Raw genomic sequence first — 25,424 nt, forward strand, 5'->3', positions numbered from 1 at the left:
TATGTATCTAGAGGGGACGGTCCTGGTCGGTCGCGACTTCGAGCCGGTCGAGGGCCGGGTCGTCGTCGCGGACGGCGAGATCGTCCGGGTCGAGGAGGCGTCGGTCGAGAGCGGCCGGGTGATACTCCCGGCGTTCGTGAACGCCCATACCCACATCGGCGACTCGATCGCGAAGGAGGCGGGCGAGGGGCTCTCGCTCGACGAGCTGGTCGCGCCGCCGGACGGGCTGAAACACCGCCTCCTCCGCGCGGCCGACCGCGAGGAGAAGGTCGCCGCGATGGCGCGCACCCTCCGGTACATGGAGTCGACCGGCACGGGAACCTTCCTGGAGTTCCGCGAAGGGGGCGTCGAGGGCGTGCGCGTCCTGCGGGACGCGCTCGCGGGCGAGGGAGTCGCGTTCGGCGCCCGCGCGATCGAACCGGTCGTCTTCGGCCGCGACGACCCCGACGTGCTCTCGGTCGCCGACGGGTACGGCGCGTCCGGAGCCCGCGACGCCGACTTCGACGCGGTCCGGGCGGCGGCGCGCGACGCCGGCAAGCCCTTCGGGATCCACGCCGGCGAGCGCGACGCCGACGACGTCAACCCCGCGATGGACCTCGACCCCGACTTCCTCGTCCACATGGTCCACGCCGAGCCGATCCACCTCGAACGCCTCGCCGACCGGGGGACCCCCGTCGTCGTCTGCCCGCGGTCGAACCTCGTGACGAACGTCGGCGTGCCGCCGATCCGCGAGCTGGCGGAGCGCACCACCGTCGCGCTCGGCACCGACAACGTGATGACCGACTCGCCGTCGATGTTCCGCGAGATGGAGTTCGCGGCGAAGCTCGCCGACCTCCCCGCCCGGGAGGTGCTGCGGATGGCGACCGCCAACGGCGCCGAGATAGCCGGGCTGAACCGCGGCGTGGTCGAGCCCGGCGCCGACGCCGACCTGCTCGTCCTCGACGGCGACTCCGACAACCTCGCCGGCGCGCGCGACCTCGTCCGCGCGGTCGTCAGGCGCGCCGGACAGGCCGACGTGTCGCGGGTCGTGATCGGCGGCGAGACGGTCGTCCCGCGCGGGGACTGAGCCGCTCGTAGGGCGCCGTCCGCGTGCCGCTTTCCCCCGCCACCTTCCCCCTCGCTTTCCGCCGCAGCCTTCCCCCGCCGACGGAGTGAAACCGTTCCCGCCCGTGACCTCTCCTATGACGACCCTCTCGCTGCTCGCCGGCCTCGCGCTCGGGCCGGTAGTCGGACTCGCCGCGACGCTCGCGATGGACCCGGTGATGGCGCGGCTCCCCGAGGGGACCACGGCGCCGAAGGTCGCCGCGAGCGTCCTCACCGACACGCCCGTCGACGACGCCCCCGAGCGCTTGGCGACGTGGGTCCACTACGTCGCCGGGGCGGGTTCGGGGCTGCTGTTCGTCGGCCTCGTCTCAGCGGTACAGGCGGCGCTCGGCGTCGGGGTCGGCGTCGCGCTGCCGGTCACCGGCGTCGCGCAGTTCGCGCTGATGGTCGGTTTCTTCGCGCTCGTCCCGCTCCCTCGCGCTTCGGGGCTCCCGCGTCAGCGGCTCGGCCCGATCCGTCGCGACTGGGCCGCTTCCGCGGCGGCGTACGTCCTCGTCGCCGCCGTCGCCGTCGGCGTCGCGACCGCGCTCTGACGCCGCGTCGACGGCGGGACCGCGCCGGTTCCCCGAGCGCCGCGCGCCGGGAGAGAAACGGTTTAGTCGCTGGCTCCGGCCCGATCCGGTATGCACGCCATCACTCGATCCGGCTGGATCGAGGTCATCTCCGGGTCGATGTTCTCGGGCAAGACCGAGGAGCTGCTCCGCCGGCTCCGGCGCTCCGAGATCGCCGGACAGTCGGTCGCCGTCTACACGCCCGCGGTCGACGACCGCTACGGCGAGGCGACGATCGGCAGCCACACGGGCCGCCAGTGGGAGGCGACGGTCGTCGACAACGAGGGCGACGGCCCCCTCGACATCCTCGACGACGACCCGGCCGAGGTCGTCGCGATCGACGAGGCGAACTTCTTCTCGGACGCGCTCGTCGAGGTCTGTAACGCGCTCGCGGACCGCGGCAGCCGCGTGATCGTCTCGGGCACCGACCAGACGTTCCGCGGCGAGCCGTTCGACCCGCTCCCGCAGCTCATGGCGACCGCCGAGTACGTCGACAAGCTCCAGGCGATCTGCTCGGTCTGCGGCGAGCCCGCCTCCCGGAACCAGCGGCTCATCGAGGGCGAGCCCGCCCACGTCGACGACCCGACGATCCTCGTCGGCGCCGAGGAGTCCTACGAGGCGCGGTGTCGCGACTGCCACGTGCTGCTGACCGGCGACCGGCCCGAGGAGGAGCGCCCGTTCGAGAGCGCCGAGGCCGACTCCGCGAACGACTGAGCCCGCCCCTGACCTCGGCGTCCGGCGACGCAGCCGGCCATCTCACTCCGGCCGTTTCGCCCGCCGATAGGCCCAGAGATGCCCGTCGCCGCCCGGCAGGTCGATCGGTCGGTACGTCCGGATCAGCGCCGTCCCGTCGGCGAGCGCCAGCCGCTCGTCGTTCACCGGCGCCCCGGCGTCGACGACGCGCTCGATCCGCGCGACGAACTCCTCCGGGTCGGCGAACTCCCCGCTCAGGTCGGCGGCGAGTTTCCGGCAGTCGAGCCCGGTGGCGTCCTCCGGGTCGCCGTCGAGGCCGAACAGGTCGAAGAGGCGCTGGTTCACGCGAATCACCCGCCTGTCGGCGTCCTCGACGAGCATCCCCACGGGGAGCGCGTCGAGGGCGGTCGACAGCACGGCGTTCGTCCGTTCGATCTCGCGTTTGCGCGCCGTCTCCTCGGTCACGTCCTCGAACTGCGAGAACACGCCGATCACCGCTCCGTCGGCGTCGGTCACCACCTGGTTGTGCCACGCGCAGCGGATCCGCTCGCCGTCGCCGCGGACGTTCTCGTTGACGCTCTGGTACCCGCCCTTGTCCGAGAGGAGGTCGCGTTCGAGCGCGGCGACGTGTCGGCGCTCGGACGCGGGCACGAACGGGAGCCACGTCCCGCCGAGGAGCTCCGACTCGTCGTAGCCGAGGATCTCCTCCGCGGCGGGGTTCGCCCGAACGATCCGGAAGTCGGCGTCGTACTCGATCGTCCCCAGCGGCGACTGCTCGATGAACCGCGAGAGCCGCTCTTCGCTCTCGGCGAGCGCGGCCCGCGACCGGTGCTGGTCGACCGCGTTGCGGACCCGGTTGGCCAGCACCTCGTACTGGTCGTTCCCGCCGCGCTTCTGGATGTAGTCCGTCGCGCCGGCCGAGATCGCCTCGCTCGCTATCTCCTCGCTCCCCTTCCCGGTGAACAGCACGAAGGGGACCTCGATCCCGCGGTCGCGGACCCGCTGGAGGAGTTCCAGGCCGTCGGCCTCCGGCATGTCGTAGTCGGAGACGACGCAGTCGATCGCCTCGTCGTCGAGCGTCTCCAAGGCGTCGTCCACGTCGGTCTCGGAGGTCACCGCGAACGCCTCGTCGATCCGTTCGAGGTAGGTCGCGGTCAGGTCGAGGTAGGCCGGGTCGTCGTCGACGTGGAGCACGCGGAGGCTCGACGCGTCCGCCGACCCGGCGTCCGAGGAGGGTCCCGACATGTCAACACATATCGTGACTGGTCAAATATACGTTCGGGTCGACCGGCTCGCGGGCGGGCTAGCGGCTCACGCCGCGTCCGCGTCGCCACCGTCCGCGTCGTTGCCCTCCCCGTCGCCGCCCTCCGCACCGTCGTCCTCCGCGTCGCCGCCCTCCGCGGTCGCGAGGCGGAACAGCCCCACGAGCGCGCCGGCCGCCACCAGCGTTCCCTCGACCTTCGCGGCCGCGTACACCCACTCGCGCGGCTCCGCCTCGCCGGCGTTCCGGTAGAGCGCGCGCGTCCAGAGCGCGACGGCGCGCCGCGGGGCGACGGCTTCGAGTAGTCCGCCGATTCCGGCCACCAACAGCAGTAGCGCTTTCATACCGGTCCTTCGACGCCGGTCCTGAAAAGCGGACCGGGGGACCGGCCCGTGCGGTCTGCCCCGGCCGGTCAGTCGTCGGTCACCCGTTCGGCCGCGTCGAGGTAGCGACGGCAGGTCGCGGCCGCCCACTCGCGGACCGCGGGGTCGTCCGTCCACAGCAGCGCGGCGACCCCCGCGTCGTCGACCAGTCCGACGACGGCGCGGTCGTCGCCGAGCGCCACTGCGACCGGCGAGTCGCCGTCGTGGCGGTACGCGTCGACGCCGCGGTCGGCGAGCGCGCGCCGGACTACCGGCCCCGTCGCTCCGGCGAGGCGGTCGGCCGCGGCGCCGGTGAACACGACGCGGGCCTCTCGCGGCGCGACCGCGTCGGACTCGCGCTTCTCTCCTCCGTCCGGATCGTCGCCTCCCGCCGCCAGCGCCGCGTTCAGCCGACGGGCGAGGTCGGCCTCGAACCGCGGGACGACGGCGACGACGCTCTCGGACTCGCCGACGAGGTCGGCCAGTCGCCGGGCGGGGGTCTCGGTGTCGCCGCTGACCGCGCCGTCGCCCGGCGATCTGCTCTCGGTCGCCTCGTCGTCCGCCGATGCGCGCCCGCGTTCGAGGAGGTCGACCCGCTCGGGGTCGGCGTCGACGGCGCGTGCCACGAGCGACCGGAGGACGGCCGCGGGCGACGCGGAGTCGCCGTCGCTCACGGGTCCGGATCGCCCGCGGCCGCGGAGTCGCCCGCGGCGTCGTCTGCGCCCGCCGAGTCGCGCTCGTCGCCCGGCCATCGGGCGGGCGCGTCGGGTCGCGGCGGATACGACTGCCGGCCGCCGGTCGACTTCCGCGCCAGCAGCCGCGCCGTCGCGCGGCGGCGGTCGCCGGGGCGCTCCGTCGTCGTCTCGTCGTAGTAGCGCACGCTCAGTCCGAGCCCGGCGCGGAGCAACTCGTTCGCCGCGAAGCGGTAGCGGTCGTCGCTCGGTCCCGACGGCGACGGCTCCGCCGAGCGGAGGTGGCCCTCGACGAAGAGGTACCCCCCGGGCGAGAGCGAAGCGACGAGGTCGGCGAAGCGGTCGAGGGTGTGGAAGTAGCTCATCGTGACGAGGTCGTAGGTCTCCGCCGGGAGTTCGTGCGTCGTCGCGTCCGCTTCGATCGTCTCGATCCGGTCGGCGACGCCGCGTTCGGCGGCGCGCTCGCGGACGATCCGGAGCCCCTCCGCCGAGGCGTCCAGCGCGTCGACGTCGTAGCCGCGGTCCGCGAGGAACACCGCGTTGCGGCCGGTGCCGGCGGCGACGTCGAGCGCGCGACCGCCGGGCAGCGACGGCTCGTAGGCGCGTAGCACGGGAGACGGCGCCGGCGCGCGGGGGTACTCTCCCGACGCGAAGCGCTCGTCCCAGTCGGTGTCGGTCACGGTCGCCGTTCGACGCGCCGGGGCGTAAACCTCAGGGGCGCCTCGCCCGGAGTGGCCCGTATGGACGACGCGACGGACCCCGCCGAGCGCCTGAACGCGCTCCTCGGCGACCGCGACGAGACGCTCGCGACCGCGGAGTCGCTCACGGGCGGCCTCGTCGGCTCGCGAGTGACGGACGCCCCGGGCGCGAGCGCCTACTTCGACCGCGGCTTCGTGACGTACACATACGACGCCAAGCGCGAGCTGCTCGGCGTCTCCCGCGAGTCGCTCGACGCGCACGGCGCCGTGAGCGGGCCGGTCGTCCGCGAGATGGCGGCGGGCGCCCGCGACCGGGCGGACGCGGACTGGGCGGTCGCGACGACCGGTATCGCCGGACCGACGGGCGGGACCGACGAGAAACCGGTGGGGCTCGTCCACTTCGGCGTCGCGCACGCCGCGCCGTGGGGCACCGGGGAGTCGTTCGTTCGGACCGAGCGGGCCGTCATCGACGGCGACCGCGACGCGGTGAAGCGGGGCGCCGCCGAGCGGGCGCTCGACGCCCTCGTCCGGGTCATCGAGGACGTCGACGGGTGAGGATGCGACCGGTCGGTCCGCCCGACCTGTGTCACCACCTGCGTTTATCAGGAGACGGCGTGTACTGCCGGCATGATCGAGCGCGTACTCGTGGCGATGGACGGCTCAGACCTCTCCGAGCGCGCGCTCCGGTACGCGCTCAACGGCCACCCCGACGCCGAGATCACCGTGCTGACCGTGGTCGGCGGCGCGTCGCCGATGATGGGACAGGCCGCGGGGATCGCGCTGTCGGACGACGGCGAGGACGGGGTCCGCGAGGCCGCCGCGCCGGTGTTCGAACGGGCGCGGGAGATCGCGGCCGAGTACGACGCGACCGTCGAGACGGCCGTGGAGGCGGGCCGCCCCGCGCGGCAGATAATCGACCGCGCGGAGGAGTTCGACGTGGTCGTGTTGGGCACCCACAGCGGGTCGCTGGCCGAACGCCTGTTCGTCGGCAACGTGGCGAAAACGGTGTTCCAGCGGTCGCCGGTGCCGGTCACGGTCGTGCGGTGAGTCAGCGGGGTTCGGCCGCGATCGGCGTACCCGCCCGTCGTCAGTCGATGTACGCGTTGCCGACGACCGCGACGACCAGCGCGGCGATCACGATCCACGTGAGGGGCTCGACCGCGAGGAGTCGGATCGGGCGCGCGGCCGACTCCCCGAAGCCGAAGAGGACGCCGCCCGCGAACGCGATCGCGACCACGAGCGCGCCGACGATCCCGGCCACGCCGAGCAGCGCGCGGTCCGACGAGTCCATACCCGACGTGGGCGTCGGGGCTACTTAAGAAGTGCCCGCGGAGGGTCGCGACGGGGTCGAAGCCAGGGCAGGGATTTGAACCCCGGAAGTCTCGATTACAAGTCGAGTGCATGAACCACCCATGCTCCCCTGGCGCGTGCGGCCGTACTCGGTCCTCCTATGAGTGCGTGTCGCTTTCCGCGAACCCGGCCGGGGTCAGCCGCTTTCGTTCGGTGGATCCCCGCTCTCGGCGTCGGGCGACTCGGCCTCGGAGTCGGTCGACTCGGCCTCGGCGTCGCCCAGCGACTTCGTCAGTTCGACCCGGTGGAGGTCGTAGCCGCGCGCCGCGTAGAACTCCCGGGCGCGGTCGTTGTCGGCGAGCGCCTCCAGCGCCACGTGTTCGGCACCCGCCTCGGCGAGCTCGGCTTCTGCCGCGTCGAGTAGCGCCGCGCCGATCCCCTCCCCGCGCCGCTCCGGGACCACGTAGAGGTTGCTGACGGTCCCGCGGACGGCGTCGCGCTCGTAGTCGCCGCGTTCGAGCGAGAAGCCGACGAAGCCGACCGGATCGGAGTCACCGTCTCCGCCTCCCTCCGTCTCCGCTTCGGGGGACGGAGTGCGAGCGACGAACAGCTCGCCCGTGACGACCGACTGCGCGACCCACTCGCGGACGGTCGCGCGGTTCGCCTCGGCGCGGAGCGTGGCGCCGTGCTCTCGCTGCCCGGCCGCGAGCGAGACCCACATGTCGGTGACGGCGTCGACGTCGTCGGCGGTCGCCGGCTCGACCCGCGCGTCCGACTCGCACATGCGCACGCCTTCGGCTCGCGGTGTGTTGAGGCTGCCGACTGGCGGCTCGCTCGCCTCGACGCGGGCTCAGATCTCGCGGCAGTTCGGGCAGACGGCCTGCCCGTTCGCGGTGACGAGGTCGGGGACGAGCGCGCCGCAGTTCTCGCAGACGCCCTGCGTCGATCCCCCGCTCGCGCCGGCGGTCGCGTCGGCGCCGCCGTCGGTGTCGGCGGTCTCGTCCCCCGTCGCGACCGCCGCGCGCTCCGCCGCCTCCGGATCCATCGTCGCCTCGGCGCGCCGCTCGGCGCCGGCGTCCGCGGCGGGCGCGGTCGACAGCACCGCCCCGTTGGCTCCGGGCTCGCCCGCCGCGGGCTCCTCGCCGAAGGCCTCGGTGCCGGTGCCCGTCCGCGGCGCGCCCGCGGCGAGCGCGTCGCCGTCCGTGACGACGCCGACGGCCTCCCCGTCCGCGACGGCGACGACGCGGTCCGCCCCCTCCGCGACGAGGCGCTCCTCGACCGCCGCCAGCGAGTCGTCGGGCGCCACCGCCGGCAGCGGCGGACCCATCACGTCGCCGACGGTGAGGTCGGCGGGGGCCGGACCGCCGTCCGACCCGCCGGTCGTCGCGTCCAGCAGCGCGTCGAGCGCGTCGCGGGACTCCAGGCGTCCGACCGGCTCGCCCCCGCGCACGACGACCAGGCAGTTCGTCTCCTCGTCGACCAGCAGGGCGGCCGCCTCCGAGAGCGAGTCCGACTCGCTGACGCCGAGGAACTCGCGATGCATCACGTCACGGACCGTGGTGTCTGTTCGCATACGACCCGGATCCGCTCCGACCGGCTAAAAGGTGCCCCCGGTAGCGTTTTATCCGCGCCGGTCGTACATTTGCGATCGGTTCACACGCCGATCGGTGGACGTGCGACGCGCGGCGGCCCCCGGTGCGTGCGCAGCGGTGACGGTGATCGCACGCCGCGAGGAAAGGGAGCGTTCAAACCCTCCGGCGTTCGAACTGCGATATGGCCATTCCCTCGTTCGTGATCGGGATCGCGGGCGGGACGGGCGCCGGGAAGACGACGGTCTCCCGACTCGTCACCCGCGACCTCGGCGACAGCGTCACCCGGATCCCGCTGGACAACTACTACGAGGACCTCTCGCACCTCGAGTTCGAGGAGCGCCAGGAGGTCAACTACGACCACCCCTCGGCGTTCGAGTGGGAGCTGCTGCGGGACCACCTCGAAGCCCTGCTGGAGGGCCAGTCCGTCGAGATGCCCCAGTACGACTTCGAGGTCCACAACCGGAAAGACGAGCGCGTCACCGTCGAGCCGACCGACGTGATCGTCTTGGAGGGCATCCTCGCGCTGTACGACGAGGAGATAAACGACATGATGGACCTCCGGCTGTTCGTCGAGACCGACGCCGACGTGCGGATCCTGCGCCGCATCCGCCGGGACGTGATCGAGCGCGGCCGCGACCTGGAGGGCGTCATCGACCAGTACCTCTCGACGGTGAAGCCGATGCACGAGCAGTTCATCGAGCCCTCGAAGAAGCACGCAGACGTGATCATCCCGGAGGGCGCCAACAGCGTCGCCGTGAACCTCTTAGAGGAGAAGCTCCGCGCCGAGGTCGAGGGCGACGCGGTCCGCAGCTGGGAGCGGGGCAGCCTCGAACAGGAGCTGGGCGAGAAGCGCTCGCTGGACGTCGACGGCGACGATTAATCAGTTGGGAACGCGGAGTCGCTGAGCGCGGACGCCGGAACGACCGCATCTATCGCCGAAGCCCAAATTGTTCATTCTTCGGCGGTCGCTGGCGGGTCGACCGCGAACACCGCCAAAGCCCCAGCCGCGAGGGCGGCGCACGCTCGCTGCGGTCCTCGGTCGCTCACTTCGTTCGCTCCCTGCGGTCCTTACTTCGCCTGTGCCGCCCTCGCGGCTGCCCCTTTGAGTCCCGCCCCGCACAGCGACCGTGCCTCCTACCTCCCCAGCCTCGTCAGTCGCCCTCGCTTCGCTTCGGGCGACTGACTCCCTCGCGCGTGCTCCTCGGCCGCGGGGCGGCCTCGTAGGCACGCGCCACCGCTTTCGATCAACGTCGCCGGCTCGCCACCCGTTCCTCGGCGGTCTCGGCGCTGACCAGCTCGTAGAGCGTCGCCCGGCCGCCGTCCTCCTTCGGACGGAGTACGCGGCCGAGCCGCTGGGTGAACTCGCGCTCGCTGCCCGAGCCGGAGAGCAGGACCGCCACGTTGGCGTCGGGCACGTCGACCCCCTCGTCGAGGACGTTCGCGGCGACGACCCGGCCGTAGGTGCCGTCGCGGAAGCGTTCGAGGATTTCGCGGCGCTCCTTCGCGCCCGTCTCGGCGGTGATCGCGGGCAGGAGGAAGCGCTCGGAGAGGCGGTAGACGAGGTCGGTGTGGGCCGTGAACACGATGACGCGGTCGTCGCGGTGGCGCTCTAAGATTTCGCCGAGCCGCTCGACCTTGCGGTCGGCGTTCATCATGATCTCGCGGGCGTCCTGCTTCGCGAGCAGGGCCTCGCGGGCCGCGGGATCGTTGCCCGAGCGCTTGACGAGCTCCTGGTAGTCGCTGCCGCTCGAAAACGTGATGCCGGCGTCGCGCACGTACTCGACGAAGGTGCCCTGCCTCTCGTCGTATCGCTCGCGCTCTTCCGCCGTCAGCTCCACCTCGATCCGCCGGATGTCGTAGGGCGCGAGGTGGTCGCCCGCCAGGTCGTCAACGTCGAGCGCGTAGACGCGGTCGCCGACCAGGTCGGCGACGACCTCGTGGGCGCCGTCCGGGCGCTCGAAGGTCGCGGTGAGGCCGAGCCGCGCGGGCGCCGCGAGCAGGCGCGCGGCGTCGCGGTACCCCTCGCCGCCGAGGTGGTGGACCTCGTCGAAGACGACGAACTCGAAGGCGTCGCCGACGCCGTCGGCCTTGAGGTACGCAGAGTCGTACGTCGACACCGTGATCGCCTCGCGACGCTGCTCGCCGCCGCCGAACCGACCGATCGGGGCGTCGAACTCGCGTTCGAGCTCCCGTTGCCACTGGTCGAGCAGGTCCACCGTGGGGACGATGACGAGTGTCGGGACGCCCAGATCGACCATCGCGCGGATCGCGATCACGGTCTTGCCCGCGCCGGTCGGGAGTTCGATCACGCCGCGGTCGTCCGCCTCGTGCCAGGCGTCCAACGCCTCGCGCTGGTACTCACGGAGGTCGTAGTCCGTCGCGAGCGCGTCCGGCAGCCCCGCCTCGCTCGCGGCGCGGTCGCTCGCGTCGAGGACGCGGTCGTCGACCGAGACGCCGGCCACCCGGAGCGCCCGCCGGAGTTCGGCGTAGCGGTGCGCGGGCGCCCGGCCGGTCCCGGTCCGGGGGTCGGTCTCCACTCCCGGAAGCGGCGGCAGCGCGTCGGGCGCGAGGTCGGCGTCCGCGTCGACCCGGATCGTGCCGTCCTCGTAGGTCAGCCGGACGTCCATCGCCCGGAGTTGCCGACCGACTTACAAAGCCCCACCGCCTCGCCCCGGTATGCGCGCGGACGAACTCGACCCGGACCTCGCCGCGGCGATCGACGAGATCGAGTCGCTGGGCCTGCCCGCGTGGAGCGACCTCTCCGTCGCCGCCGCCCGCGACCTCGAGGACGACCTGTTCTCCGGGCCGCCCGAGCCGCCCGTGGCCGAGGTCCGCGACCTGGCGTTCGACGGCCCGCACGGCGAGGTGCCGGTGCGGGTGTACCGGCCGGAGACCGCGCTCGACGCGGCCGACGGCGAGCCGAGCCGCGCCCTCGTCCACTTCCACGGGGGCGGGTGGACGCTCGGGACGCTCGACTCGGTCGACGGCATCTGCCGCGAGCTCGCCGTCCGCGCCGACGCCGTCGTCGTCTCCGTCGACTACCGCCTCGCTCCGGAGCATCCCTTCCCGGTGCCGGTCGACGAGGCGGCCGCCGCCGTCGCGTGGGTCGCGGAGACGGCCGACGCGCTCGGCGTCGACCCCGATCGGATCGGCGTCTCGGGCACCAGCGCGGGCGGCGCGCTCGCGGTCGCCGCGTCGCTTCGCGCCGGGGAGTTCGACGAGCCGCCGACCCCCGCCGGCCATTCCTGCTCTATCCGATCGCCGGCCACGACTTCGAGACGGACTCCTACCGGGAGAACGCCGACGGCCCCCTGCTCACCCGTGCTGACATGCGGTGGTTCTACGAGCGGTACCTCCGGAGCCCGGTCGACGCCGCGAACCCCTACGCGGTGCCGCTCCGGGCGGCCCACCTCGGCGACCTGCCCCCCGCGACGGTCGTCACCGCCGGGTTCGACCCCCTACGCGACGACGGCGCCGCGCTCGCGGAGCGGTTCGGGCGCGAGGGGACCGCGGTCGAGCACCGCCACTACCCGGCGATGGCGCACGGGTTCTGTAGCCTCGCCGACCGCGTGCCGACCGCGGAGGCGGCGCTGTCCGCGGTCGCCGAGGACGTGCGAGAACGGTTGTGAGGCGGCCGCGGGGTCAGGGTCGCGTTCCCGATCCCCGGGCGCCGACTCCGGTCAGGCGTCGACGGTCGTCTTCACGATGCTCACGGGCGCGGTCGACTGCCGGGAGACGCGCTCGGTGACGGAGCCGAGCATCCGTCGGTAGTCGCCGGAGCGCGTCTTCGACCCCATCACCGTGAGGTCCACGTCCGCCTCGTCGACGTACCGGAGGATCTCCTCGTGGGGGACGCCGTACCGGAGGGCGGTGACGGTCTCGACGCCGGCCTCGTCCGCGCGGGACGCGACCGCGTCGAGCGCCTCGCGGCCGCTTTCTTCGAGCGTCTCCTCGGCGCCCTCGGCGCCGTCGACGAACTCGTCGCCGGAGTAGGCGTTCACCACGTCGCTGTCGACCACGTAGAGGACGTGGAGCGTCGCGTCGTAGCGGTCGGCGGCGTCTATCGCGTGGTCGGTCGCGCGGTCGACGCCGACGCTGCCGTCGGTCGGGAGGAGGACGTTGTCGTACATACGCGACGGTTCGACGGGCGAGCGAATAAATCGGTCGCCGATTCTCGACCGGCGCGGTCGCCGGTTCCCGGCCGGCGGCGAGGTGACCGATTCCCGAACGGTTAACACGCTGTGTGCCCCCCGGATGCCCATGACCGAGGCCGCGGACCGGATCTTCGTGAACGGGGAGGTACACACGCTCGCGGACCCGGACGACGGCGGCGACGAGGTCGCGGAGGCCGTCGCCGTGCGCGACGGTGCGGTCGTCAGGACCGGCCGGACCCACGACGTGGAACTGCTCGCGGGCGTCGACACCGACGTGGTCGACCTCGGCGGGCGCGTGCTCCTCCCCGGGTTCGTCGACGCGCACACCCACCTGACGACCGTGGGGCGGTACCTGGTCCACGCGGACCTCTCCGCGGCCGACTCCCCCGGAGCGGCCGTCGACCTGCTCGCGGAGCGCGCGGCGGAAGTGGAACGGGAAGAGAGCGACGACGAGGCGGCGGACGAGAGCGGCGTGGCGAGCGACGGCGGCGGGACCGGCGAGTGGGTGTTGGGCTACGGCTACGACGAGTCGACCTGGGACGAGTCGCGCTACCTGACTCGCGCGGACCTCGACCGCGTCTCGACCGAGCGCCCGGTCGCGGCGTTCCGCGAGGACATGCACGTCGCGGCGGTCAACGGCGTCGCGCTCGACCGGTTCGCGGACGCGCTCGCCGACGCGCCCGACGGGACGGTGCCGACCGAGGACGGCGAGCCGACCGGGGTCCTCCTCGAAGCCGCCATCGATCCGATATACCGGGCGGTCGAGCCGGACCGGGAGGAGACCCGCGCCGTCGTCGAGGCCGCGCTCGACCAGTGCGCCGAGCGCGGGATCACCAGCTTCCACGACATGGTCCGGGACTCGCACGCCCCGCGGGTCTACCGCGACCTCGACGCGGCCGGCGAGCTCACCGCCCGCGTCCGGATCAACTACTGGAGCGACCACCTCGACGCGGTGCGGGAGGTCGGCCTCGCCACGAACGCCGGGAGCGAGTTCGTCGAGACCGGCGCGATCAAGTCGTACACGGACGGGAGCTTCGGCGGCCGGACGGCTCGCCTCTCGGCACCGTACGCGGACGCCCCCGACGAGACCGGGCAGTGGGTCGTCGACCCCGAGGAACTGGACGAGACGGTCGCGGCCGCGACCGAGGCGGGCCTCCAGTTCACCGCCCACGCCATCGGCGACGAGGCGGTCGACGCCGTGCTGGACGCCTACGAGGACGCCTCGCGGACCGACGCGGGCGAGGCGCGCCACCGGATCGAACACGTCGAACTGGCCGACGACGACGCGATCGAGCGCCTCGCGGAGACCGGCGTCGTCGCGAGCGTCCAGCCGAACTTCCTGAAGTGGGCGGGCGAGGGCGGCCTCTACGAGGAGCGGCTGGGCACCGAGCGCACCGCCGAGACGAACCGCTACCGCGACATGCTCGACGCGGGCGTCGAGCTCGCCTTCGGCTCCGACGGGATGCCGATGGACCCGCTCGTCGGCGTCCACCACGCGGTCACCGCCCCGGCCGAGGCCCAGCGGCTCACGGTCACCGAGGCGCTGCGCGCGTACACCAGCGGCGCCGCCTACGCCGGCTTCGACGAGGACCGACTCGGGACGATCGAACCCGGGAAGCGGGCCGACCTCGTCGCGTTCGACGACTCGCCGTGGGAGGCGTCCGACGCTATCGACGACATCGACGTCGCCCTGACGGTCGTCGACGGCGAGGTCGTGTTCGACGACCGGTGAGGCGGCGGCGAGGAGCGTTTCGACTGACGGGCCGTGAAACCCGCAATCGCTGCCAGAAAACAGTAGTTATTAATCGTGTAGTTCCAACGCGGCACCATGGCAGAGATAGCCATCGAGTACGCCGAGGGGAACCGCCTCCGGTCGGAGGCGGAGACCGCCCGACGGCTCATCGACGCGTACCTCGGCGACCGCCCCGACGTCGACCGCGTCACGCTCGCTCCCTCCGGAGAGTCCGTCTTCTGTGTCAGCGTCGAAGGCGACCGCATCTGGTGTACCGATCCCCGCGAGTGGATCGACGCCATGGAGGCGGTGACCGCGGCGCGGAAACGCCTCTCGGAGGTCTCGTAACGCTCCCGTCCGTCACTCGCCCGTCACTCGCCCGACTCGCCGTCGCGGGCCGCCCCGTGCGCGTAGACGAACTCACGGAGCAGCTTGCCCGCGACCGCCGCCGCCTGCCCGTCGTCGCGGTCGTTCACCTCGACGACGTCGAACCCGTCGGCGGCCGGTGCGACGGCGCGCACGAGGTCCCGGACCTCTCGGGGCTCTAAGCCGAACGGCTCCATCGTCCCCGTTCCGGGGGCGTACCCCGGGTCGAGCCCGTCGATGTCGACGGAGCAGTAGACCGACTCGTCCGCGAAGGCGTCGCCGTCGAGGGCGTCGAGCCATTTGCGGGCGTCCTCGGGCGCGACGACCTCCACGTCGGCCTCGGCCGCGCGGTCCCACTCCGCCTCGGAGCCGGTCCGGGCGCCGACGATCACCGCGCGGTCGACGCCGAGGTCGTCGAGACAGCGGCGGGTGACACAGGCGTGGTTCCACGGGTTCCCGTCGTACGCCTCGCGGAGGTCGAGGTGCGCGTCGACGACGACGAGTGTGTCAGGTTCCACCGCGTCGACGCCGGCGTAGGTGACCGTGTGCTCGCCGCCGAGGAGGAGGGGGACGGCGCCGTCGTAGACGACGCTCCGCAGTTCGGCGGCGAGGTGGTCGAGGTACGCCGGCACGTCGTCCCAGGGACGCACGTCGCCGGCGTCGTGGACGCCGAGCGCGGAGAATCGGCTGTCGGTGCGGCGGTCGTAGTCGTCGTACGTCTCCGCGAATCGCCGGACCCGGTCCGGTCCGAACCGGGCGCCCGGCTGAAAAGTGGTCGTGGCGTCGAGCGGAGCGCCGACGACCACGTGGGAAGCAGCTTCGCGGTCGGTCGTCGCCCCGGGGAACATGCCGACTACCCGATGATCTTCCGTTGGCCCTCGTAGTCGAGGTACTCGATGTTGTCGTCCGAGGTGAAGTCCTCGCCCTCGGGGATGCGCATCGTGAACGTGTCGTAGGTGTCTAAGTCCATCACCTGGACCTCGTCACCGCTGACGTTGACGACCTGCCCCTGCTTGCGCTCGATGATCGGGACCCACACCTTCGCGTCGACCGGCTGCGAGAGCGAGCGCTTCTTGTCGTCGAAGACGCCCTTCCCCTCGACGCGTGCCTTCGCGCTGCCGTGTTTTCCGGGTTTGGCGGTGCTGTAGTGGTTGATCTTACAGGGCGCGTCGTCCATCATCACGTAGCTGCCCTCCTGGAGTTCGCGAACCTGCTTCTGCTCTCGCGGCATGAACGCCAATTCCCGCGGGGCGGGTATAAACGGTTTGGAACGCCGCCGGGACGCCCGTCGGAGCGGCGTCTTCGCGCCCTCACGGTGCGGAGCGCCGGGACCGGGCGCCGGGCGCGACGGACCCTTTTCGGGGAAACACTCAAACCGGATCCGCCGGGATCGTCGGTCGTGTCTCCGATGGCTTCCCCTCCGCTCGATGCCTCGATTCCGGTCGCCGCGCTCGGCGCCGCCCCGTCCGGCGTCCCGGCCGCGCTCCCGCTGACCGCCGGGAGGCTCGCCCTCGCCGGCGCGTTCGTGGGCGGCGGTCTCATGATCCTCGGCGGCATCATCGTGTTGGTATACCGCTCGGGCGACGACCGTGTTGACCGCGTCGCCGACGCGCTCGGCAACGACCTCCCCTCCCCGACCGACGCGCCGGTCCGCGAGGACGCCGGCGTTCCCTCGTCCACCGGGCTCCACGAGGTCGCCGAACACGACGACGGCGACCCGGTGTACGTCCCCGTGGTCAGGGTCCCGCTCGCGACGGCCGATCCCGGGAAAGACGGCGTCTACCGCCACGCCGCCCGCGCCGCGGCGGCGCTCCACGACGAGTTCGACGACGCCCACGTGCGCGGGTACGACGTGGAGTTCGGCCTCGACGACGGGTCGATCGGCGACGTCGGCCGGACGGTGAAACGCGTCGCCGTGACGCCCGGCCTCGCGGAGCGGCTCCGCGACCCGGACTACGACCACCGCGACCTCCGGAGCGACGTCGAGGCCGGCGACGACGGCGACCCCGGCGTTCCCCCGGTCGACTGGGGCGACGCGGTGAACTACGCGAACGGGAGCGGGGCGGCCGCGGCCGGCGGCGCGGCGGCGGCGTCGGCCGCGGCGACGTAGGGTGCCCCGATCGCGGAAAAAAGCGGTCTACGGGTCGAGTTCGTCGACGTACTCCTCCGGCTCCTCGTCGTCGTCCACGTTCCCGTCCGGCGGGACGAGCTGCCCCGTGTACAGGTAGCTGACGAGGAACATGACGATGAAACCGACGCCGACCGCGGCCGTCGTCCGCACGACGAACGGGAAGTCGACGAAGTAGAGCGCGCGGTCGGCGATCGCGATGGCGACGGCCGCGGTCACCAGGATCTTCTGCTCGTCGGTCGGGTCGCGGACGAACTCGACCACGTCGTCCTTGAGGTCGCCGAGCAGGCCCATCAGGCGTCACCCCCGCTCGTCGCGGCCGCGTCGGACGCCGCCGCGTGCTCCTCGATCACGCGGCTCACGCGGTCGAGCCCGTCTTCCAGCTCCTCGGTCGGCAGCCCGAACCCGATCCGGAACCGGCCCGGGAAGCCGAACAGGTTCCCGGGCGCGAGGACGACGCTCGCCTCCTCGACGACCGTCCGGCAGAACGCCTCCGCGTCGTCGAAGCCGCCGGGGACCGTCACGAACGCGTTGACGCCGACCGGATCGAGCCAGTCGAGGCCGTGCTCGTCGACCCAGTTCGCGACGCGGTCGCGGTGGTCCGCCGCCAGCTCGCGGTTCTCGGCCAGGATGCGGTCCTCGCGCGCGCCGAGCGCCTGCTTCGCGACGTGTTGGCCGAACAGGCTCGGCGAGATGGTCGTGTAGTCCTTCCACTGCCACGCGCGCTCGACGACGGGCTCCGGGCCGGCGACCCAGCCGAACCGCAGCCCGGCGAGCCCGTACGCCTTCGTGAGGCTCGTGGTCGAGATCCCGTGCGCGCCGTAGCTCGCGACCGGCGGCTGCGGGTCCTCGGCGAGCAGGCGGTACACCTCGTCGCAGAGCAGGTAGGCGTCGCGCTCGACCGCCACGTCGTACACCGCCCGCATCGCCGCCTCGTCGTGGTACTGCCCGGTCGGGTTGTTCGGGTTGTTCACGACGATCACGGCGGTGTCGTCGCGGGCCGCGTCGGCGACCGCGTCGGGGTCCAGCTCCCACTCGGGCGGCTCCAGCTCGACGCGCGTCACCTCGCCGAAGGCGTCGGGGACGGCGTGGAGCGCCTGATAGGTGGGGGTGACAACGACGGCGTGGGTGCCGGAGCCGACGCCGGTCTCCCCGCCCTCCCCGTCGACGGCGGCCTCGTCGCCGAGCAGCGAGAGGAACGTCAGGAAGTTCGCCTCCTGGGTACCGCACGTGAAGAGGACCTCGTCGGCGGACCGGTCGTAGCGGTCGCCGACGGACGCCCGGAACTCGGGGTCGCCGTTCGTCGGGATGACGTAGCCGAGCTTCCCCGGGTCGAGGTCGAACCGACTCGCGTCGAGCGACCGGATGCCGCTTTCGGCCAGCATGATGTCGGCCTCGTGTTCGTGCTCCGCGAACCAGCGTTCGAGGCCGAACGGGTCGATGCGCATGGGCGTACTCGGGGAGGCGCGAGGTTAGGTGCTGTGGTCTCGGGTGCCCGCCCTCGCTCCGATGCGGGCCGCGATCACCGCAACGACTTTCCTCGCCGATCGCGACAGGGCGACATGGTTCTCAACCGGCAGCGGCTGTTGGGCGCGCTGCTCGTCGCGCTCGCGACGCTCGCGGCGGCCGTGCTGGCGGAGGTGCTGCGAACGGTCGTGTTCGCGGTCACCGTCGCGTACGTCCTCTACCCCCTCCGACAGCGGCTCGTCGGTCGCGGGCTCTCGCGCCGGATCGCGTGCGCCGCCGCCACCGCGGTCGCGTTCGCCGGCGCCGTGCTCCTCGTGGCGCCGCTCCTGTACGCTCTCTACCGCCGGCGGTCGCAGCTGATCGACCTCCTCGAACGGATCCCGGACGCCGTCCCGATCAGCGTCGGCGGGTTCGAGACGGTCGTCGACATCGCGCCGTTCGTCGCGGCCGCCGAGGGGTTCGTGCGGGACATCGCGCTCGCGCTCGCGGGCGCGGCGCCCGTGCTCGTCTTGGAACTCGTCGTGTTCACCTTCCTCGTGTACGGCATCCTCTACCGGCCGGGAGCGGTCGGCACCGCCGTCTTCGGCGTCTTACCTCCCGAGTACCACGACATCCCGACTCGGCTCCACGAGCGGACCCGGCGGACGCTGTACTCGATATACGTCCTTCAGGCGGCGACCGCGGCCGGAACGTTCGTCCTCGCGCTCGTGGTGTTCCGCGTCCTCGGCTACGGCTCGCCGGTCCTGTTGGCCGTGATCGCCGGCGTCCTCCAGTTCATCCCAGTCGTCGGACCGAGCGTCCTCATCGTCGCCCTCGGCGCCGGCGACGTCCTCGTCGGCCAGCCCGGGCGAGCGATCGCCGTGCTGGTGATCGGCCTCGTCGTCGTCGCCTTCGTCCCCGACGCGGTGATCCGGACGCGGCTCGCCGGGTGGACCGGGAAGATATCGCCGGGGCTGTACTTCGTCGGGTTCGTCGGCGGCATCCTCACGCTCGGCGCGGTCGGGGTCATCGTCGGCCCCCTCGTCGTCTCGCTGCTGCTCGAGGTGATCGACATGCTCACCGAACACGGCGCCGAGTCGGGGTCCGCCGCGCACGAACCCGGCTCCGTCGCTCACGAATCCGGGTCCGCCGCGCCCGAGGCCCCTTCCGTCGAGGGGCGCGAGGACTCGTCGGACTGACCGGCGCCCGATCCACGACCCTCCTCTCCGCCGCCGGTACCGCTTTCCCTCCGCCGACCGTCATCACGGTATCCGATGCCCCCGACGGATCTCCCCACCGCGGTCGGTGACGCCCCGACGCTCGCTGCGCGACGCCTCGACGACCTCCCCGAGCGCGTGGCCCGCTCGCGGCCGGCGGACGGCGACGACGCCATCGACGTGTTCGCCCCGGCGACCGGCGAGCGGATCGGGCGCGTGCCAGCCTGCGACGCGGACGACGTGGCGGCCGCCGTCGACCGCGCGGGGGACGCGCAGGCCGAGTGGGCCGAGACGCCCGCGGCGGAGCGCGCCCGGGTCGTCGACCGGTTCGGCGACCTCGTCGCGGACCGCCGCGAGGAGCTGCTCGACCTGCTCCAGTTGGAGACGGGGAAGTCCCGGCGCACCGCCGTCGAGGAGCTGTTCGACGTGCCGACCGGCTGCGCGTACGTCGCGAGCGAGGTGCCGGACGCGCTCGCCGAGGAGCGCCGGCGGGGGGTCGCGCCCGGGATCACGACCGCGACGGTTACCCGCGAGCCGGTCGGCGTCGTCGGGGTCATCTCGCCGTGGAACTACCCGCTCACCCTCTCGATGGCGGACGCGATCCCCGCCTTGGCCGCCGGCAACGCGGTCGTGCTCAAGCCCGACGAAAAGACGCCGTTCGGGGCCCTGCTGCTCTCGGAGCTGCTGGAGGTCGCCGGCCTCCCGGCGGACCTGTTCCAGGTGGTCACCGGCGAGGGGCCGGAGGTCGGGCCGCCGCTGATCGACGCGGTCGACTACGTCGCGTTCACCGGCAGCACGTCTGTCGGGCGGACGATCGCGGAGCGCGCGGGCCGGAACCTGATCGGCTGCTCGCTGGAGCTCGGCGGCAACAACCCGCTCGTCGTCCTCGGCGACGCCGACGTCGACGAGGCGGCCCGCGGCGCGGTCCAGGCCTGCTTCTCGAACGCGGGCCAGCTCTGCCTCTCCGCCGAGCGGATCTACGTCGTCGAGTCCGCGTACGACGCCTTCCTTGACGCGTTCGTCCGCGAGACGGAGGCGGTGACGCTCGGGACGGGGTACGACTACGACGCCGACCTCGGGTCGCTCGTCGACGACGACCAGCTGGCCCGGGTCGAGTCGCACGTCGAGGACGCCCGCGAGCGCGGCGCCACCGTCGAGACCGGCGGCCGCGCGCGGCCGGACGTCGGGCCCTACTGCTACGAGCCCACCGTCCTGACCGGCGTCGAGCCCGACGCGACCGTCGCCTGCGAGGAGACGTTCGGGCCCGTCGCCGCGGTGACGCCGGTCCCGGACGCCGACGCGGCGATAGCGGCCGCGAACGACTCTCACTACGGGCTCAACGCGAGCGTCTGGACCGGGGACCGCGAGCGCGGCGCCGAGATCGCCCGGGAGATCGACTGCGGCACGGTGAACGTCAACGACGCGTTCCTCGCCACGTGGGGCGCGGTCGACGCGCCGATGGGCGGGTTCGGCGACTCCGGGCTCGGCCGTCGACACGGGCCGGAGGGGATCCGGCGATACACGGAGACGCGGACGGTGGGCGTCTCGCGGGTCGGCCCGCTGACGTTCCCGGAGCGGGTCCCGACCGACTGGTTCGTCCGCGGCGCGTTCGCGGCGATGGAGGTCGGGCGGCGAGTGAGCCGCGCGGTCGACGCGGTCAGACGGCGCTTCTCGCGCCGCTGACGGAGCGAATCGAGCCGGCGACCCGGGCCCGAGGCGCCGGCCGCCGCCTCACTCCCCGTCGTCGATCAGGTCGCCGAACACGGAGGCCGCGGTGTCCGGCACGTCGAAGTCGTGGTAGTGCTCGCCCTTCTCGTTCGAGAGGATGTTGAGCGCGGCGGCCGCGCCGTCGCCCGCGGAGATGACCGCCTGCCACTCCTCGGCGCGGGCCATCGCCCCCGTCGCGTAGGCGCCCTCGACGCTGGTCTCCATCGAGACGCCGACGCTGACGGTGTCGTCGTCGTCGAACTCGCAGCCCAGCTCCTCCGCGAGGTCGCGGTTCGCGCCCGTCGCGAGGACGACGTAGTCGGCCTCGTACTCGTCCTCCTCGGTCGTCACGGCGAAGCCGTCGTCGGTCGACTCGACGCCGGTGACCTCCTCGCCCTGGTGGCGGTCGACGCCGAAGTCGTCGACCTGCTGGCGCGCGGTCGCCATGAACTCGCTGCCGCCGACCGAGCCCACGCCGAGGTAGTTGAACAGGTGCGCCTTGTGCATCCACGTCCCGTCCGTGTCGAAGAGGACGGTGTCGAGGCCGTTCTTGCTCGCGAACAGTCCGGCGCTCAGTCCGGCGGGGCCGCCGCCGACGATTACGACATCTGACATGGTCGCCATTTCACCGCGCCCGGGCATAAGGGTTGACGGAAGCGGGGATCGACGCGGCGGGCCGAAACGGACCGGTCGCGGCGTCGACGCGCCGGCGTTGGATTCGGCGACTTACGCCCCGAAATCACCGAGCGAACCGTCGGGAGCGTCGTCATCACCGTCGTCGCCCTCCCGGCCGTCGTCTCGGTCGCCCTCCCGGCTGTCGTCCGCTCCCTCGCTCTCCCCGCCGGGCACACCCCACGGGTCGTCCGGGTCGACCGGTTCGACGGCGCGGTCGAGTTCGTCGGCGTCGTACTCCGTGTCCTCGTCGAGGATCATCGCGAGGCGCTGCCAGCGCGCGCTCTGGTCGTCCTCGCCCTCCGGCCCGACGCGGGCGCCGTGGGTCTTGAAGAAGCGCGTGCCGCGCCCCCGCTTCGACCCCTCGCCCGTGTGACCGTCGAAGACCGCGTCGAACTCGCCCTCCGGTTCGAGGTCGCCGACGGGGAAGTCGTGGGCCGGCTCCTCGCCGCGCTCGCGGGCCTCGGCGCGGACCTCGGCGACGGCGGAGAAGTAGGCGTCCGCGTTCGACGCCTCCCGGGTCGAGCGGGCGCGGGCGGCCGCGAGCGCGGCGTGAATCGCACAGAGGCGCCCCTTCCACGCGTCCGGCTCCCAGCGCTCGGTGGCGAGTTCCTCGTAACGGTCGATCAGGAGCGCGACCTCGTCGCCCGCCCGGAGGTCCTCGACGACGTAGAGGTTGAGGCGGTCCCAGAGGTTCCAGGCGTACCCGGAGCGGGCCAACTCCCAGGCCGCCCACGCCGCGACCTCCTCGTCCGAGCGCCGGACCGCCTTCTGGAGGAGGCTGGAGACGACGTACCGGCTGTACCCCCCGTCCGTCTCGTTCGGCTCCTTCTCCTCGCCGAAGTCGTTCTCGCCCGTCGCGTCCGGCGTCGTCTCGGTCTCGAGGCTCCCGTCCGACCCGAACGTCGCCTGTCTGTCGTCGCCGTCGGCCATGCCCTCGCTCCCGCCGCGAGCGACTTAACTGCCGCGCGGTGAGCGCGCCGGGAGCGCGGTCCCGGCGGCCGTTCGCGTCGGTCGATCCGGGCCGCGGTACGGCGGATCACACCTGCGCTGAAAGGGAACTCTTAAGTCGAATCCGGCGGTTATGTTTCGGTAACCGCCCTTAGCTCAGCCTGGTAGAGCAGTCGACTGTAGATCGACTTGTCCCCCGTTCAATTCGGGGAGGGCGGACTCGTTTTCCAGTCGATTCGTAGCCGAACGTGGTTCGGCTCGATTCCGTCCCCGCGAGCGAAGCGAGCGGGGAACAGCGGGGTGACCGCAGCGAGACTCGCGCGTATCAATTCGAGGAGGGCGGACTAAGACAGTCCCCGGAGAGACGCGGCCTCCGGGATTTTCGCGGCGCTCGAATCGCCGAAGGCTTGACTTCGGTCACGACGTACAGTCTCTGCGAGGATGTCGTTTCCGTCGACGATCGACTGGGACGACCACTGGGAGGCGACGGACCGAGACGGGTTAGACGAGATGCGTGCCGCCGGCGAGCGAACCGTCGACCGCCTGGAGCGGTTCTTCGACGGCTTCCCTGGGTCGCTGGCCGACGTCGGCTGCGGGCCGGCGTTCATGCTGTTCGAGGCCGCCGACCGCCACCCCGACGCCGACCTCTACGGATACGACGCGGCCGAGTCAGTCGTTCGGCGGAACCGAACGATCGCCGCCGAGCGCGAGGTCGACGGCCTGCGCTTCGAGACGGCGCGGCTCCCGGCGTTGGACGTCGACCGCCGGTTCGACTGCGTCACATGTATCGCGACGCTCCATTACGTCGCGGACGTCCGGTCTGCCCTCGACGCGCTGTACTCTCGCGTCGCGCCCGGCGGACACCTGGTGTTCAACTACCCGAACCGGCACACCATGCGAATGTACCGGGAGGACCCGGATACCGACCCCGAGCGGTTCGAACTCGTGCTCGACGGCGAGAACCTCCTCACGTACGAGGACATCGAGGCCACCCTCTCCCGGAGGCCCCGCAGCTTCTGGAAGGCGGTCGACGAGGACGACTGGCGCTCGATCGGTCGGGTGAACCCCTGCGTGATCGTGAACAAGCCCGAGGGCTGAGCCCGGCGACACGGGACGGCGCCGTCACCGCCCGACTTTTGTCGACGCCCGGCGACGACTGCGTATGAGCGTTGGTTGGCAGTCGATCGCCGTCGTCGTTCTCCTCGTTCTGCCCGGTTGCGCCGGCGCGCCGGTCCCGGACACGGGCTCCGGCTCGCAGCCCACCGCCCTCGACAGCCCGCCCGCCAATCCGGACGGCGTCGACCCCGACGACCCGGCCGACACGGCGTGGACGGGCACCGTCGTGCGCGTCGTCGACGGCGACACGATGGAGGTCGAGTTCCCGAACGGCGAGGTCGACACCGTCCGGCTCCTCGGCGTCGACACGCCCGAGACGAGCGCCGGGTCGACTGCGCCTGGCGAATTCGAGGGGATTCCGGACACCGACGCCGGTCGCGGGCACCTCGCAACGTGGGGCGGCGAGGCGTCGGCGTTCGCGGAGTCGGAACTCGCCGGCGAGACGGTTACGGTCGTGACCGGCGGCGACCGCCGCGGGGGGTACGGTCGCCTGCTCGCGGTGCTGTACGTCGACGGCGAGGACTTCAACGAGCGCCTGCTGACGGAGGGGTACGCGCGGCTCTACGACACCGAGTTCGCGAAACGCGACGCGTACGCGGCCGCCGAGGCGGACGCGAGGGAGCGCGGCGTCGGCCTCTGGGCGTTCGACGAGGGCGATTCCTCGGCGGAGACGAGCGAGGTCCACGGCGCGGACCCCTGGACGCTCCTCCGGTTCGAGGCCGGCGCGACCGCGGCCCCTGTGTCGGCGTAACACACTTAAGAGCGCGCTCGGTACGGTGGTGTAGTGGCATCCCGACAGGGCGGGTCGGGGGACGCGGAGCCCCTCGGGCCCGGATCGACGGAGCGTCGGACCGCTTCCACGACCGCCGCCGCGAGCCGGCAGGCAGACGCGCGGCCCCGGTCCCCGCCGGAGTCGCCGGCGCGCCGCCGCGCTCGGGCCGGGCGAACCGATCGGTCCGCGGACTATCGGTCGGTCGACCCGCCGCACGGCGGGGAGGCCGCCGCCCGGACGCCGGAGGACCCGCCGGTCCGGGACCCCTCCCTCTACGCGCTCACCGACCACTTCCACGAGCGGCTCGAACAGCCCGGTCGGTACGTCTCGACGCGCACCGTGAGCGACGCGATCCGGGAGGGACAACTGCGGTGGAACAGCACCGACGGCTGGCGGTTCGCCCTCGTCGAGGGGGGCGTCCGCTTCGTCGTGGTCGTGAGCGACACCGAGACGAACTCACCGGTCGTCGTCACCGGCTGGACCGAGGTCGCGGACCGCGAGGCCGCGCTCGAAGCGCCGCGGTGGGACGGAGTCGACGTCGACACCATCGCCGTGCGGGCCGCGCTGAGCGAGTCGGCGGCGACGCCGATCCCCGACCGGATCCGCCCCCGGACCGTCACCCGCCCCTTCGAGGTGGGCGAGCACCGCCTCGAAACCGAACCCGGCGAGCCGTTCGTGCGCTGTACCGACTGCGGCTGCCGGTTCCGCTCGAAGGAGGGGATCACGTCGCGGCGGTGTCGACAGCGCTCGCCGGGGCGGTAGCCGGCAGCACTGTTTCTGACCGGCACCCGATCTTTCACGCGATTCACGGGCGACCGAGCCGTGCGGTGGCGCGCGCCTCCGAGCGACCGCAGGGCGCGAGGAGCGCGTGCGAGGGAGTCGCGAGCGGTGCGAGGTGCGAGCGGAGCGAGCACCTCGAT

At 72.6% G+C, this 25,424-nt stretch carries 29 protein-coding genes, 2 tRNA genes and 1 pseudogene; 16 read left to right on the forward strand and 16 right to left on the reverse strand.

The genetic code is table 11. The features are described 5' to 3' along the window. Window position 1 precedes the first annotated feature (1 nt). The 3 genes from HPS36_RS12395 (at window position 2) to HPS36_RS12405 (ending at window position 2,369) form a co-directional block, all read left to right on the forward strand. Window positions 2-1,066, forward strand: a complete 1,065-nt coding sequence (locus HPS36_RS12395) for an amidohydrolase family protein (protein ID WP_173230383.1) — start codon at window positions 2-4, stop codon at window positions 1,064-1,066. A 115-nt stretch (window positions 1,067-1,181) separates the two neighbouring features. Then, entirely contained in the window at window positions 1,182-1,637 is a 456-nt protein-coding gene (locus tag HPS36_RS12400; RefSeq protein ID WP_173230384.1) for a hypothetical protein, read from the forward strand. 90 nt (window positions 1,638-1,727) lie between these two features. Then, entirely contained in the window at window positions 1,728-2,369 is a 642-nt protein-coding gene (locus tag HPS36_RS12405) for a thymidine kinase (RefSeq protein ID WP_121564147.1), read from the forward strand. Window positions 2,370-2,411: 42 nt separating this feature from the next. On the opposite strand, the gene HPS36_RS12410 is transcribed toward HPS36_RS12405, so the two are convergent. From HPS36_RS12410 to HPS36_RS12425, 4 genes are all read right to left on the reverse strand, one after another. Continuing rightward, a complete protein-coding gene (locus tag HPS36_RS12410) occupies window positions 2,412-3,593 on the reverse strand; it encodes a PAS domain-containing response regulator (protein ID WP_173230385.1) in 1,182 nt (393 codons plus the stop codon). A 66-nt stretch (window positions 3,594-3,659) separates the two neighbouring features. Continuing rightward, window positions 3,660-3,953 carry a hypothetical protein gene (locus tag HPS36_RS12415; RefSeq protein WP_173230386.1) on the reverse strand — a complete coding sequence of 98 codons (294 nt, stop codon included), beginning with the start codon at window positions 3,951-3,953 and terminating at the stop codon, window positions 3,660-3,662. A 68-nt stretch (window positions 3,954-4,021) separates the two neighbouring features. Next, entirely contained in the window at window positions 4,022-4,645 is a 624-nt protein-coding gene (locus tag HPS36_RS12420; RefSeq protein WP_173230387.1) for a transcriptional regulator FilR1 domain-containing protein, read from the reverse strand. After that, entirely contained in the window at window positions 4,642-5,343 is a 702-nt protein-coding gene (locus HPS36_RS12425) for a class I SAM-dependent methyltransferase (RefSeq protein WP_173230388.1), read from the reverse strand. The genes HPS36_RS12420 and HPS36_RS12425 overlap by 4 nt, the downstream gene beginning before the upstream one ends. 60 nt (window positions 5,344-5,403) lie before the next feature. Here HPS36_RS12425 and HPS36_RS12430 point away from each other — a divergent pair, with 60 nt between their 5' ends. Next, window positions 5,404-5,916: a CinA family protein gene (locus tag HPS36_RS12430; protein ID WP_173230389.1), complete on the forward strand. Its 513-nt coding sequence runs from the start codon at window positions 5,404-5,406 to the stop codon at window positions 5,914-5,916. A gap of 72 nt (window positions 5,917-5,988) precedes the next feature. Continuing rightward, window positions 5,989-6,408: a universal stress protein gene (locus HPS36_RS12435; RefSeq protein ID WP_173230390.1), complete on the forward strand. Its 420-nt coding sequence runs from the start codon at window positions 5,989-5,991 to the stop codon at window positions 6,406-6,408. A gap of 40 nt (window positions 6,409-6,448) precedes the next feature. Here the strand turns inward: HPS36_RS12435 and HPS36_RS12440 are convergent, their stop codons facing one another. The 4 genes from HPS36_RS12440 to HPS36_RS12455 form a co-directional block, all read right to left on the reverse strand. After that, a complete protein-coding gene (locus tag HPS36_RS12440) occupies window positions 6,449-6,652 on the reverse strand; it encodes a hypothetical protein (RefSeq protein WP_053772641.1) in 204 nt (67 codons plus the stop codon). Between the two features lie 60 nt (window positions 6,653-6,712). Continuing rightward, window positions 6,713-6,786, reverse strand: a tRNA-Thr gene (locus HPS36_RS12445). A gap of 61 nt (window positions 6,787-6,847) precedes the next feature. Continuing rightward, window positions 6,848-7,435: a GNAT family N-acetyltransferase gene (locus tag HPS36_RS12450; protein WP_173230391.1), complete on the reverse strand. Its 588-nt coding sequence runs from the start codon at window positions 7,433-7,435 to the stop codon at window positions 6,848-6,850. 66 nt (window positions 7,436-7,501) lie between these two features. Further along, complete coding sequence (locus tag HPS36_RS12455; RefSeq protein ID WP_173230392.1) at window positions 7,502-8,224, reverse strand: CBS domain-containing protein; 723 nt, start codon at window positions 8,222-8,224, stop codon at window positions 7,502-7,504. A 200-nt stretch (window positions 8,225-8,424) separates the two neighbouring features. On the opposite strand from HPS36_RS12455, the gene udk reads away from it, so the two are divergent. Beyond that, complete coding sequence (gene udk, locus HPS36_RS12460) at window positions 8,425-9,123, forward strand: uridine kinase (RefSeq protein WP_121564167.1); 699 nt, start codon at window positions 8,425-8,427, stop codon at window positions 9,121-9,123. Between the two features lie 364 nt (window positions 9,124-9,487). Here udk and HPS36_RS12465 read toward each other — a convergent pair whose 3' ends face one another. Continuing rightward, the gene (locus tag HPS36_RS12465; RefSeq protein ID WP_173230393.1) at window positions 9,488-10,870 is read right to left on the reverse strand and encodes a DEAD/DEAH box helicase family protein; all 1,383 of its coding nucleotides are present in this window, start codon (window positions 10,868-10,870) and stop codon (window positions 9,488-9,490) included. Window positions 10,871-11,120: 250 nt separating this feature from the next. On the opposite strand from HPS36_RS12465, the pseudogene HPS36_RS12470 reads away from it, so the two are divergent. After that, window positions 11,121-11,872: pseudogene (locus HPS36_RS12470) on the forward strand (alpha/beta hydrolase). Between the two features lie 51 nt (window positions 11,873-11,923). On the opposite strand, the gene HPS36_RS12475 reads toward HPS36_RS12470, so the two are convergent. Next, on the reverse strand, window positions 11,924-12,373 hold the full coding sequence (locus HPS36_RS12475; RefSeq protein WP_121564175.1) for a universal stress protein: 450 nt from the start codon (window positions 12,371-12,373) through the stop codon (window positions 11,924-11,926). A 130-nt stretch (window positions 12,374-12,503) separates the two neighbouring features. Between HPS36_RS12475 and HPS36_RS12480 the strand changes: the two genes are divergently transcribed. Both HPS36_RS12480 and HPS36_RS12485 read left to right on the forward strand, forming a co-directional pair. Next, the gene (locus HPS36_RS12480; RefSeq protein WP_173230394.1) at window positions 12,504-14,129 is read left to right on the forward strand and encodes an amidohydrolase; all 1,626 of its coding nucleotides are present in this window, start codon (window positions 12,504-12,506) and stop codon (window positions 14,127-14,129) included. 96 nt (window positions 14,130-14,225) lie between these two features. Further along, complete coding sequence (locus tag HPS36_RS12485) at window positions 14,226-14,477, forward strand: SelT/SelW/SelH family protein (protein ID WP_053772633.1); 252 nt, start codon at window positions 14,226-14,228, stop codon at window positions 14,475-14,477. A 23-nt stretch (window positions 14,478-14,500) separates the two neighbouring features. Here HPS36_RS12485 and speB read toward each other — a convergent pair whose 3' ends face one another. Then, complete coding sequence (speB, locus tag HPS36_RS12490) at window positions 14,501-15,343, reverse strand: agmatinase (RefSeq protein WP_173230395.1); 843 nt, start codon at window positions 15,341-15,343, stop codon at window positions 14,501-14,503. Window positions 15,344-15,348: 5 nt separating this feature from the next. Next, a complete protein-coding gene (locus tag HPS36_RS12495; protein ID WP_017344606.1) occupies window positions 15,349-15,726 on the reverse strand; it encodes a translation initiation factor IF-5A in 378 nt (125 codons plus the stop codon). A 177-nt stretch (window positions 15,727-15,903) separates the two neighbouring features. Between HPS36_RS12495 and HPS36_RS12500 the strand changes: the two genes are divergently transcribed. After that, on the forward strand, window positions 15,904-16,605 hold the full coding sequence (locus HPS36_RS12500) for a hypothetical protein (protein ID WP_235681705.1): 702 nt from the start codon (window positions 15,904-15,906) through the stop codon (window positions 16,603-16,605). Between the two features lie 27 nt (window positions 16,606-16,632). Here HPS36_RS12500 and HPS36_RS12505 read toward each other — a convergent pair whose 3' ends face one another. Together HPS36_RS12505 and HPS36_RS12510 are read right to left on the reverse strand one after the other, a co-directional pair. Continuing rightward, window positions 16,633-16,917 carry a hypothetical protein gene (locus HPS36_RS12505; RefSeq protein ID WP_173230397.1) on the reverse strand — a complete coding sequence of 95 codons (285 nt, stop codon included), beginning with the start codon at window positions 16,915-16,917 and terminating at the stop codon, window positions 16,633-16,635. Next, window positions 16,917-18,071: an aminotransferase class I/II-fold pyridoxal phosphate-dependent enzyme gene (locus HPS36_RS12510; protein WP_173230398.1), complete on the reverse strand. Its 1,155-nt coding sequence runs from the start codon at window positions 18,069-18,071 to the stop codon at window positions 16,917-16,919. The genes HPS36_RS12505 and HPS36_RS12510 overlap by 1 nt, the downstream gene beginning before the upstream one ends. Window positions 18,072-18,185: 114 nt before the next feature. On the opposite strand from HPS36_RS12510, the gene HPS36_RS12515 reads away from it, so the two are divergent. Together HPS36_RS12515 and HPS36_RS12520 are read left to right on the forward strand one after the other, a co-directional pair. Further along, a complete protein-coding gene (locus tag HPS36_RS12515; RefSeq protein WP_235681706.1) occupies window positions 18,186-19,268 on the forward strand; it encodes an AI-2E family transporter in 1,083 nt (360 codons plus the stop codon). Window positions 19,269-19,343: 75 nt separating this feature from the next. Continuing rightward, entirely contained in the window at window positions 19,344-20,969 is a 1,626-nt protein-coding gene (locus tag HPS36_RS12520) for a succinic semialdehyde dehydrogenase (RefSeq protein ID WP_173230399.1), read from the forward strand. Window positions 20,970-21,017: 48 nt separating this feature from the next. Here HPS36_RS12520 and HPS36_RS12525 read toward each other — a convergent pair whose 3' ends face one another. Then, entirely contained in the window at window positions 21,018-21,608 is a 591-nt protein-coding gene (locus HPS36_RS12525; protein ID WP_137716045.1) for an NAD(P)/FAD-dependent oxidoreductase, read from the reverse strand. A gap of 111 nt (window positions 21,609-21,719) precedes the next feature. Next, a complete protein-coding gene (locus HPS36_RS12530) occupies window positions 21,720-22,598 on the reverse strand; it encodes a hypothetical protein (RefSeq protein ID WP_173230400.1) in 879 nt (292 codons plus the stop codon). Window positions 22,599-22,761: 163 nt separating this feature from the next. Between HPS36_RS12530 and HPS36_RS12535 the strand changes: the two genes are divergently transcribed. The 4 genes from HPS36_RS12535 (at window position 22,762) to HPS36_RS12550 (ending at window position 25,266) form a co-directional block, all read left to right on the forward strand. Next, a tRNA-Tyr gene (locus HPS36_RS12535) sits at window positions 22,762-22,835 on the forward strand. Window positions 22,836-23,057: 222 nt separating this feature from the next. After that, a complete protein-coding gene (locus HPS36_RS12540) occupies window positions 23,058-23,714 on the forward strand; it encodes a class I SAM-dependent methyltransferase (RefSeq protein WP_173230401.1) in 657 nt (218 codons plus the stop codon). Window positions 23,715-23,778: 64 nt separating this feature from the next. Further along, entirely contained in the window at window positions 23,779-24,483 is a 705-nt protein-coding gene (locus HPS36_RS12545) for a thermonuclease family protein (RefSeq protein WP_173230402.1), read from the forward strand. Between the two features lie 33 nt (window positions 24,484-24,516). Next, complete coding sequence (locus HPS36_RS12550; RefSeq protein WP_173230403.1) at window positions 24,517-25,266, forward strand: hypothetical protein; 750 nt, start codon at window positions 24,517-24,519, stop codon at window positions 25,264-25,266. Window positions 25,267-25,424: the final 158 nt, after the last annotated feature.

The sequence above is a fragment of the Halorubrum salinarum genome (assembly GCF_013267195.1).
Lineage (GTDB): Archaea > Halobacteriota > Halobacteria > Halobacteriales > Haloferacaceae > Halorubrum > Halorubrum salinarum.

Bases quoted from the DNA above. Each gene is read 5' to 3' on its own strand.
- HPS36_RS12395 (WP_173230383.1), top strand. From the start codon at position 2: ATGTATCTAGAGGGGACGGTCCTGGTCGGTCGCGACTTCGAGCCGGTC.
- HPS36_RS12400 (WP_173230384.1), top strand. From the start codon at position 1,182: ATGACGACCCTCTCGCTGCTCGCCGGCCTCGCGCTCGGGCCGGTAGTC.
- HPS36_RS12405 (WP_121564147.1), top strand. From the start codon at position 1,728: ATGCACGCCATCACTCGATCCGGCTGGATCGAGGTCATCTCCGGGTCG.
- HPS36_RS12410 (WP_173230385.1), bottom strand. From the start codon at position 3,593: ATGTCGGGACCCTCCTCGGACGCCGGGTCGGCGGACGCGTCGAGCCTC.
- HPS36_RS12415 (WP_173230386.1), bottom strand. From the start codon at position 3,953: ATGAAAGCGCTACTGCTGTTGGTGGCCGGAATCGGCGGACTACTCGAA.
- HPS36_RS12430 (WP_173230389.1), top strand. From the start codon at position 5,404: ATGGACGACGCGACGGACCCCGCCGAGCGCCTGAACGCGCTCCTCGGC.
- HPS36_RS12435 (WP_173230390.1), top strand. From the start codon at position 5,989: ATGATCGAGCGCGTACTCGTGGCGATGGACGGCTCAGACCTCTCCGAG.
- HPS36_RS12440 (WP_053772641.1), bottom strand. From the start codon at position 6,652: ATGGACTCGTCGGACCGCGCGCTGCTCGGCGTGGCCGGGATCGTCGGC.
- HPS36_RS12450 (WP_173230391.1), bottom strand. From the start codon at position 7,435: ATGTGCGAGTCGGACGCGCGGGTCGAGCCGGCGACCGCCGACGACGTC.
- HPS36_RS12455 (WP_173230392.1), bottom strand. From the start codon at position 8,224: ATGCGAACAGACACCACGGTCCGTGACGTGATGCATCGCGAGTTCCTC.
- udk (WP_121564167.1), top strand. From the start codon at position 8,425: ATGGCCATTCCCTCGTTCGTGATCGGGATCGCGGGCGGGACGGGCGCC.
- HPS36_RS12465 (WP_173230393.1), bottom strand. From the start codon at position 10,870: ATGGACGTCCGGCTGACCTACGAGGACGGCACGATCCGGGTCGACGCG.
- HPS36_RS12475 (WP_121564175.1), bottom strand. From the start codon at position 12,373: ATGTACGACAACGTCCTCCTCCCGACCGACGGCAGCGTCGGCGTCGAC.
- HPS36_RS12480 (WP_173230394.1), top strand. From the start codon at position 12,504: ATGACCGAGGCCGCGGACCGGATCTTCGTGAACGGGGAGGTACACACG.
- HPS36_RS12485 (WP_053772633.1), top strand. From the start codon at position 14,226: ATGGCAGAGATAGCCATCGAGTACGCCGAGGGGAACCGCCTCCGGTCG.
- speB (WP_173230395.1), bottom strand. From the start codon at position 15,343: ATGTTCCCCGGGGCGACGACCGACCGCGAAGCTGCTTCCCACGTGGTC.
- HPS36_RS12495 (WP_017344606.1), bottom strand. From the start codon at position 15,726: ATGCCGCGAGAGCAGAAGCAGGTTCGCGAACTCCAGGAGGGCAGCTAC.
- HPS36_RS12500 (WP_235681705.1), top strand. From the start codon at position 15,904: ATGGCTTCCCCTCCGCTCGATGCCTCGATTCCGGTCGCCGCGCTCGGC.
- HPS36_RS12505 (WP_173230397.1), bottom strand. From the start codon at position 16,917: ATGGGCCTGCTCGGCGACCTCAAGGACGACGTGGTCGAGTTCGTCCGC.
- HPS36_RS12510 (WP_173230398.1), bottom strand. From the start codon at position 18,071: ATGCGCATCGACCCGTTCGGCCTCGAACGCTGGTTCGCGGAGCACGAA.
- HPS36_RS12515 (WP_235681706.1), top strand. From the start codon at position 18,186: ATGGTTCTCAACCGGCAGCGGCTGTTGGGCGCGCTGCTCGTCGCGCTC.
- HPS36_RS12520 (WP_173230399.1), top strand. From the start codon at position 19,344: ATGCCCCCGACGGATCTCCCCACCGCGGTCGGTGACGCCCCGACGCTC.
- HPS36_RS12525 (WP_137716045.1), bottom strand. From the start codon at position 21,608: ATGTCAGATGTCGTAATCGTCGGCGGCGGCCCCGCCGGACTGAGCGCC.
- HPS36_RS12530 (WP_173230400.1), bottom strand. From the start codon at position 22,598: ATGGCCGACGGCGACGACAGACAGGCGACGTTCGGGTCGGACGGGAGC.
- HPS36_RS12540 (WP_173230401.1), top strand. From the start codon at position 23,058: ATGTCGTTTCCGTCGACGATCGACTGGGACGACCACTGGGAGGCGACG.
- HPS36_RS12545 (WP_173230402.1), top strand. From the start codon at position 23,779: ATGAGCGTTGGTTGGCAGTCGATCGCCGTCGTCGTTCTCCTCGTTCTG.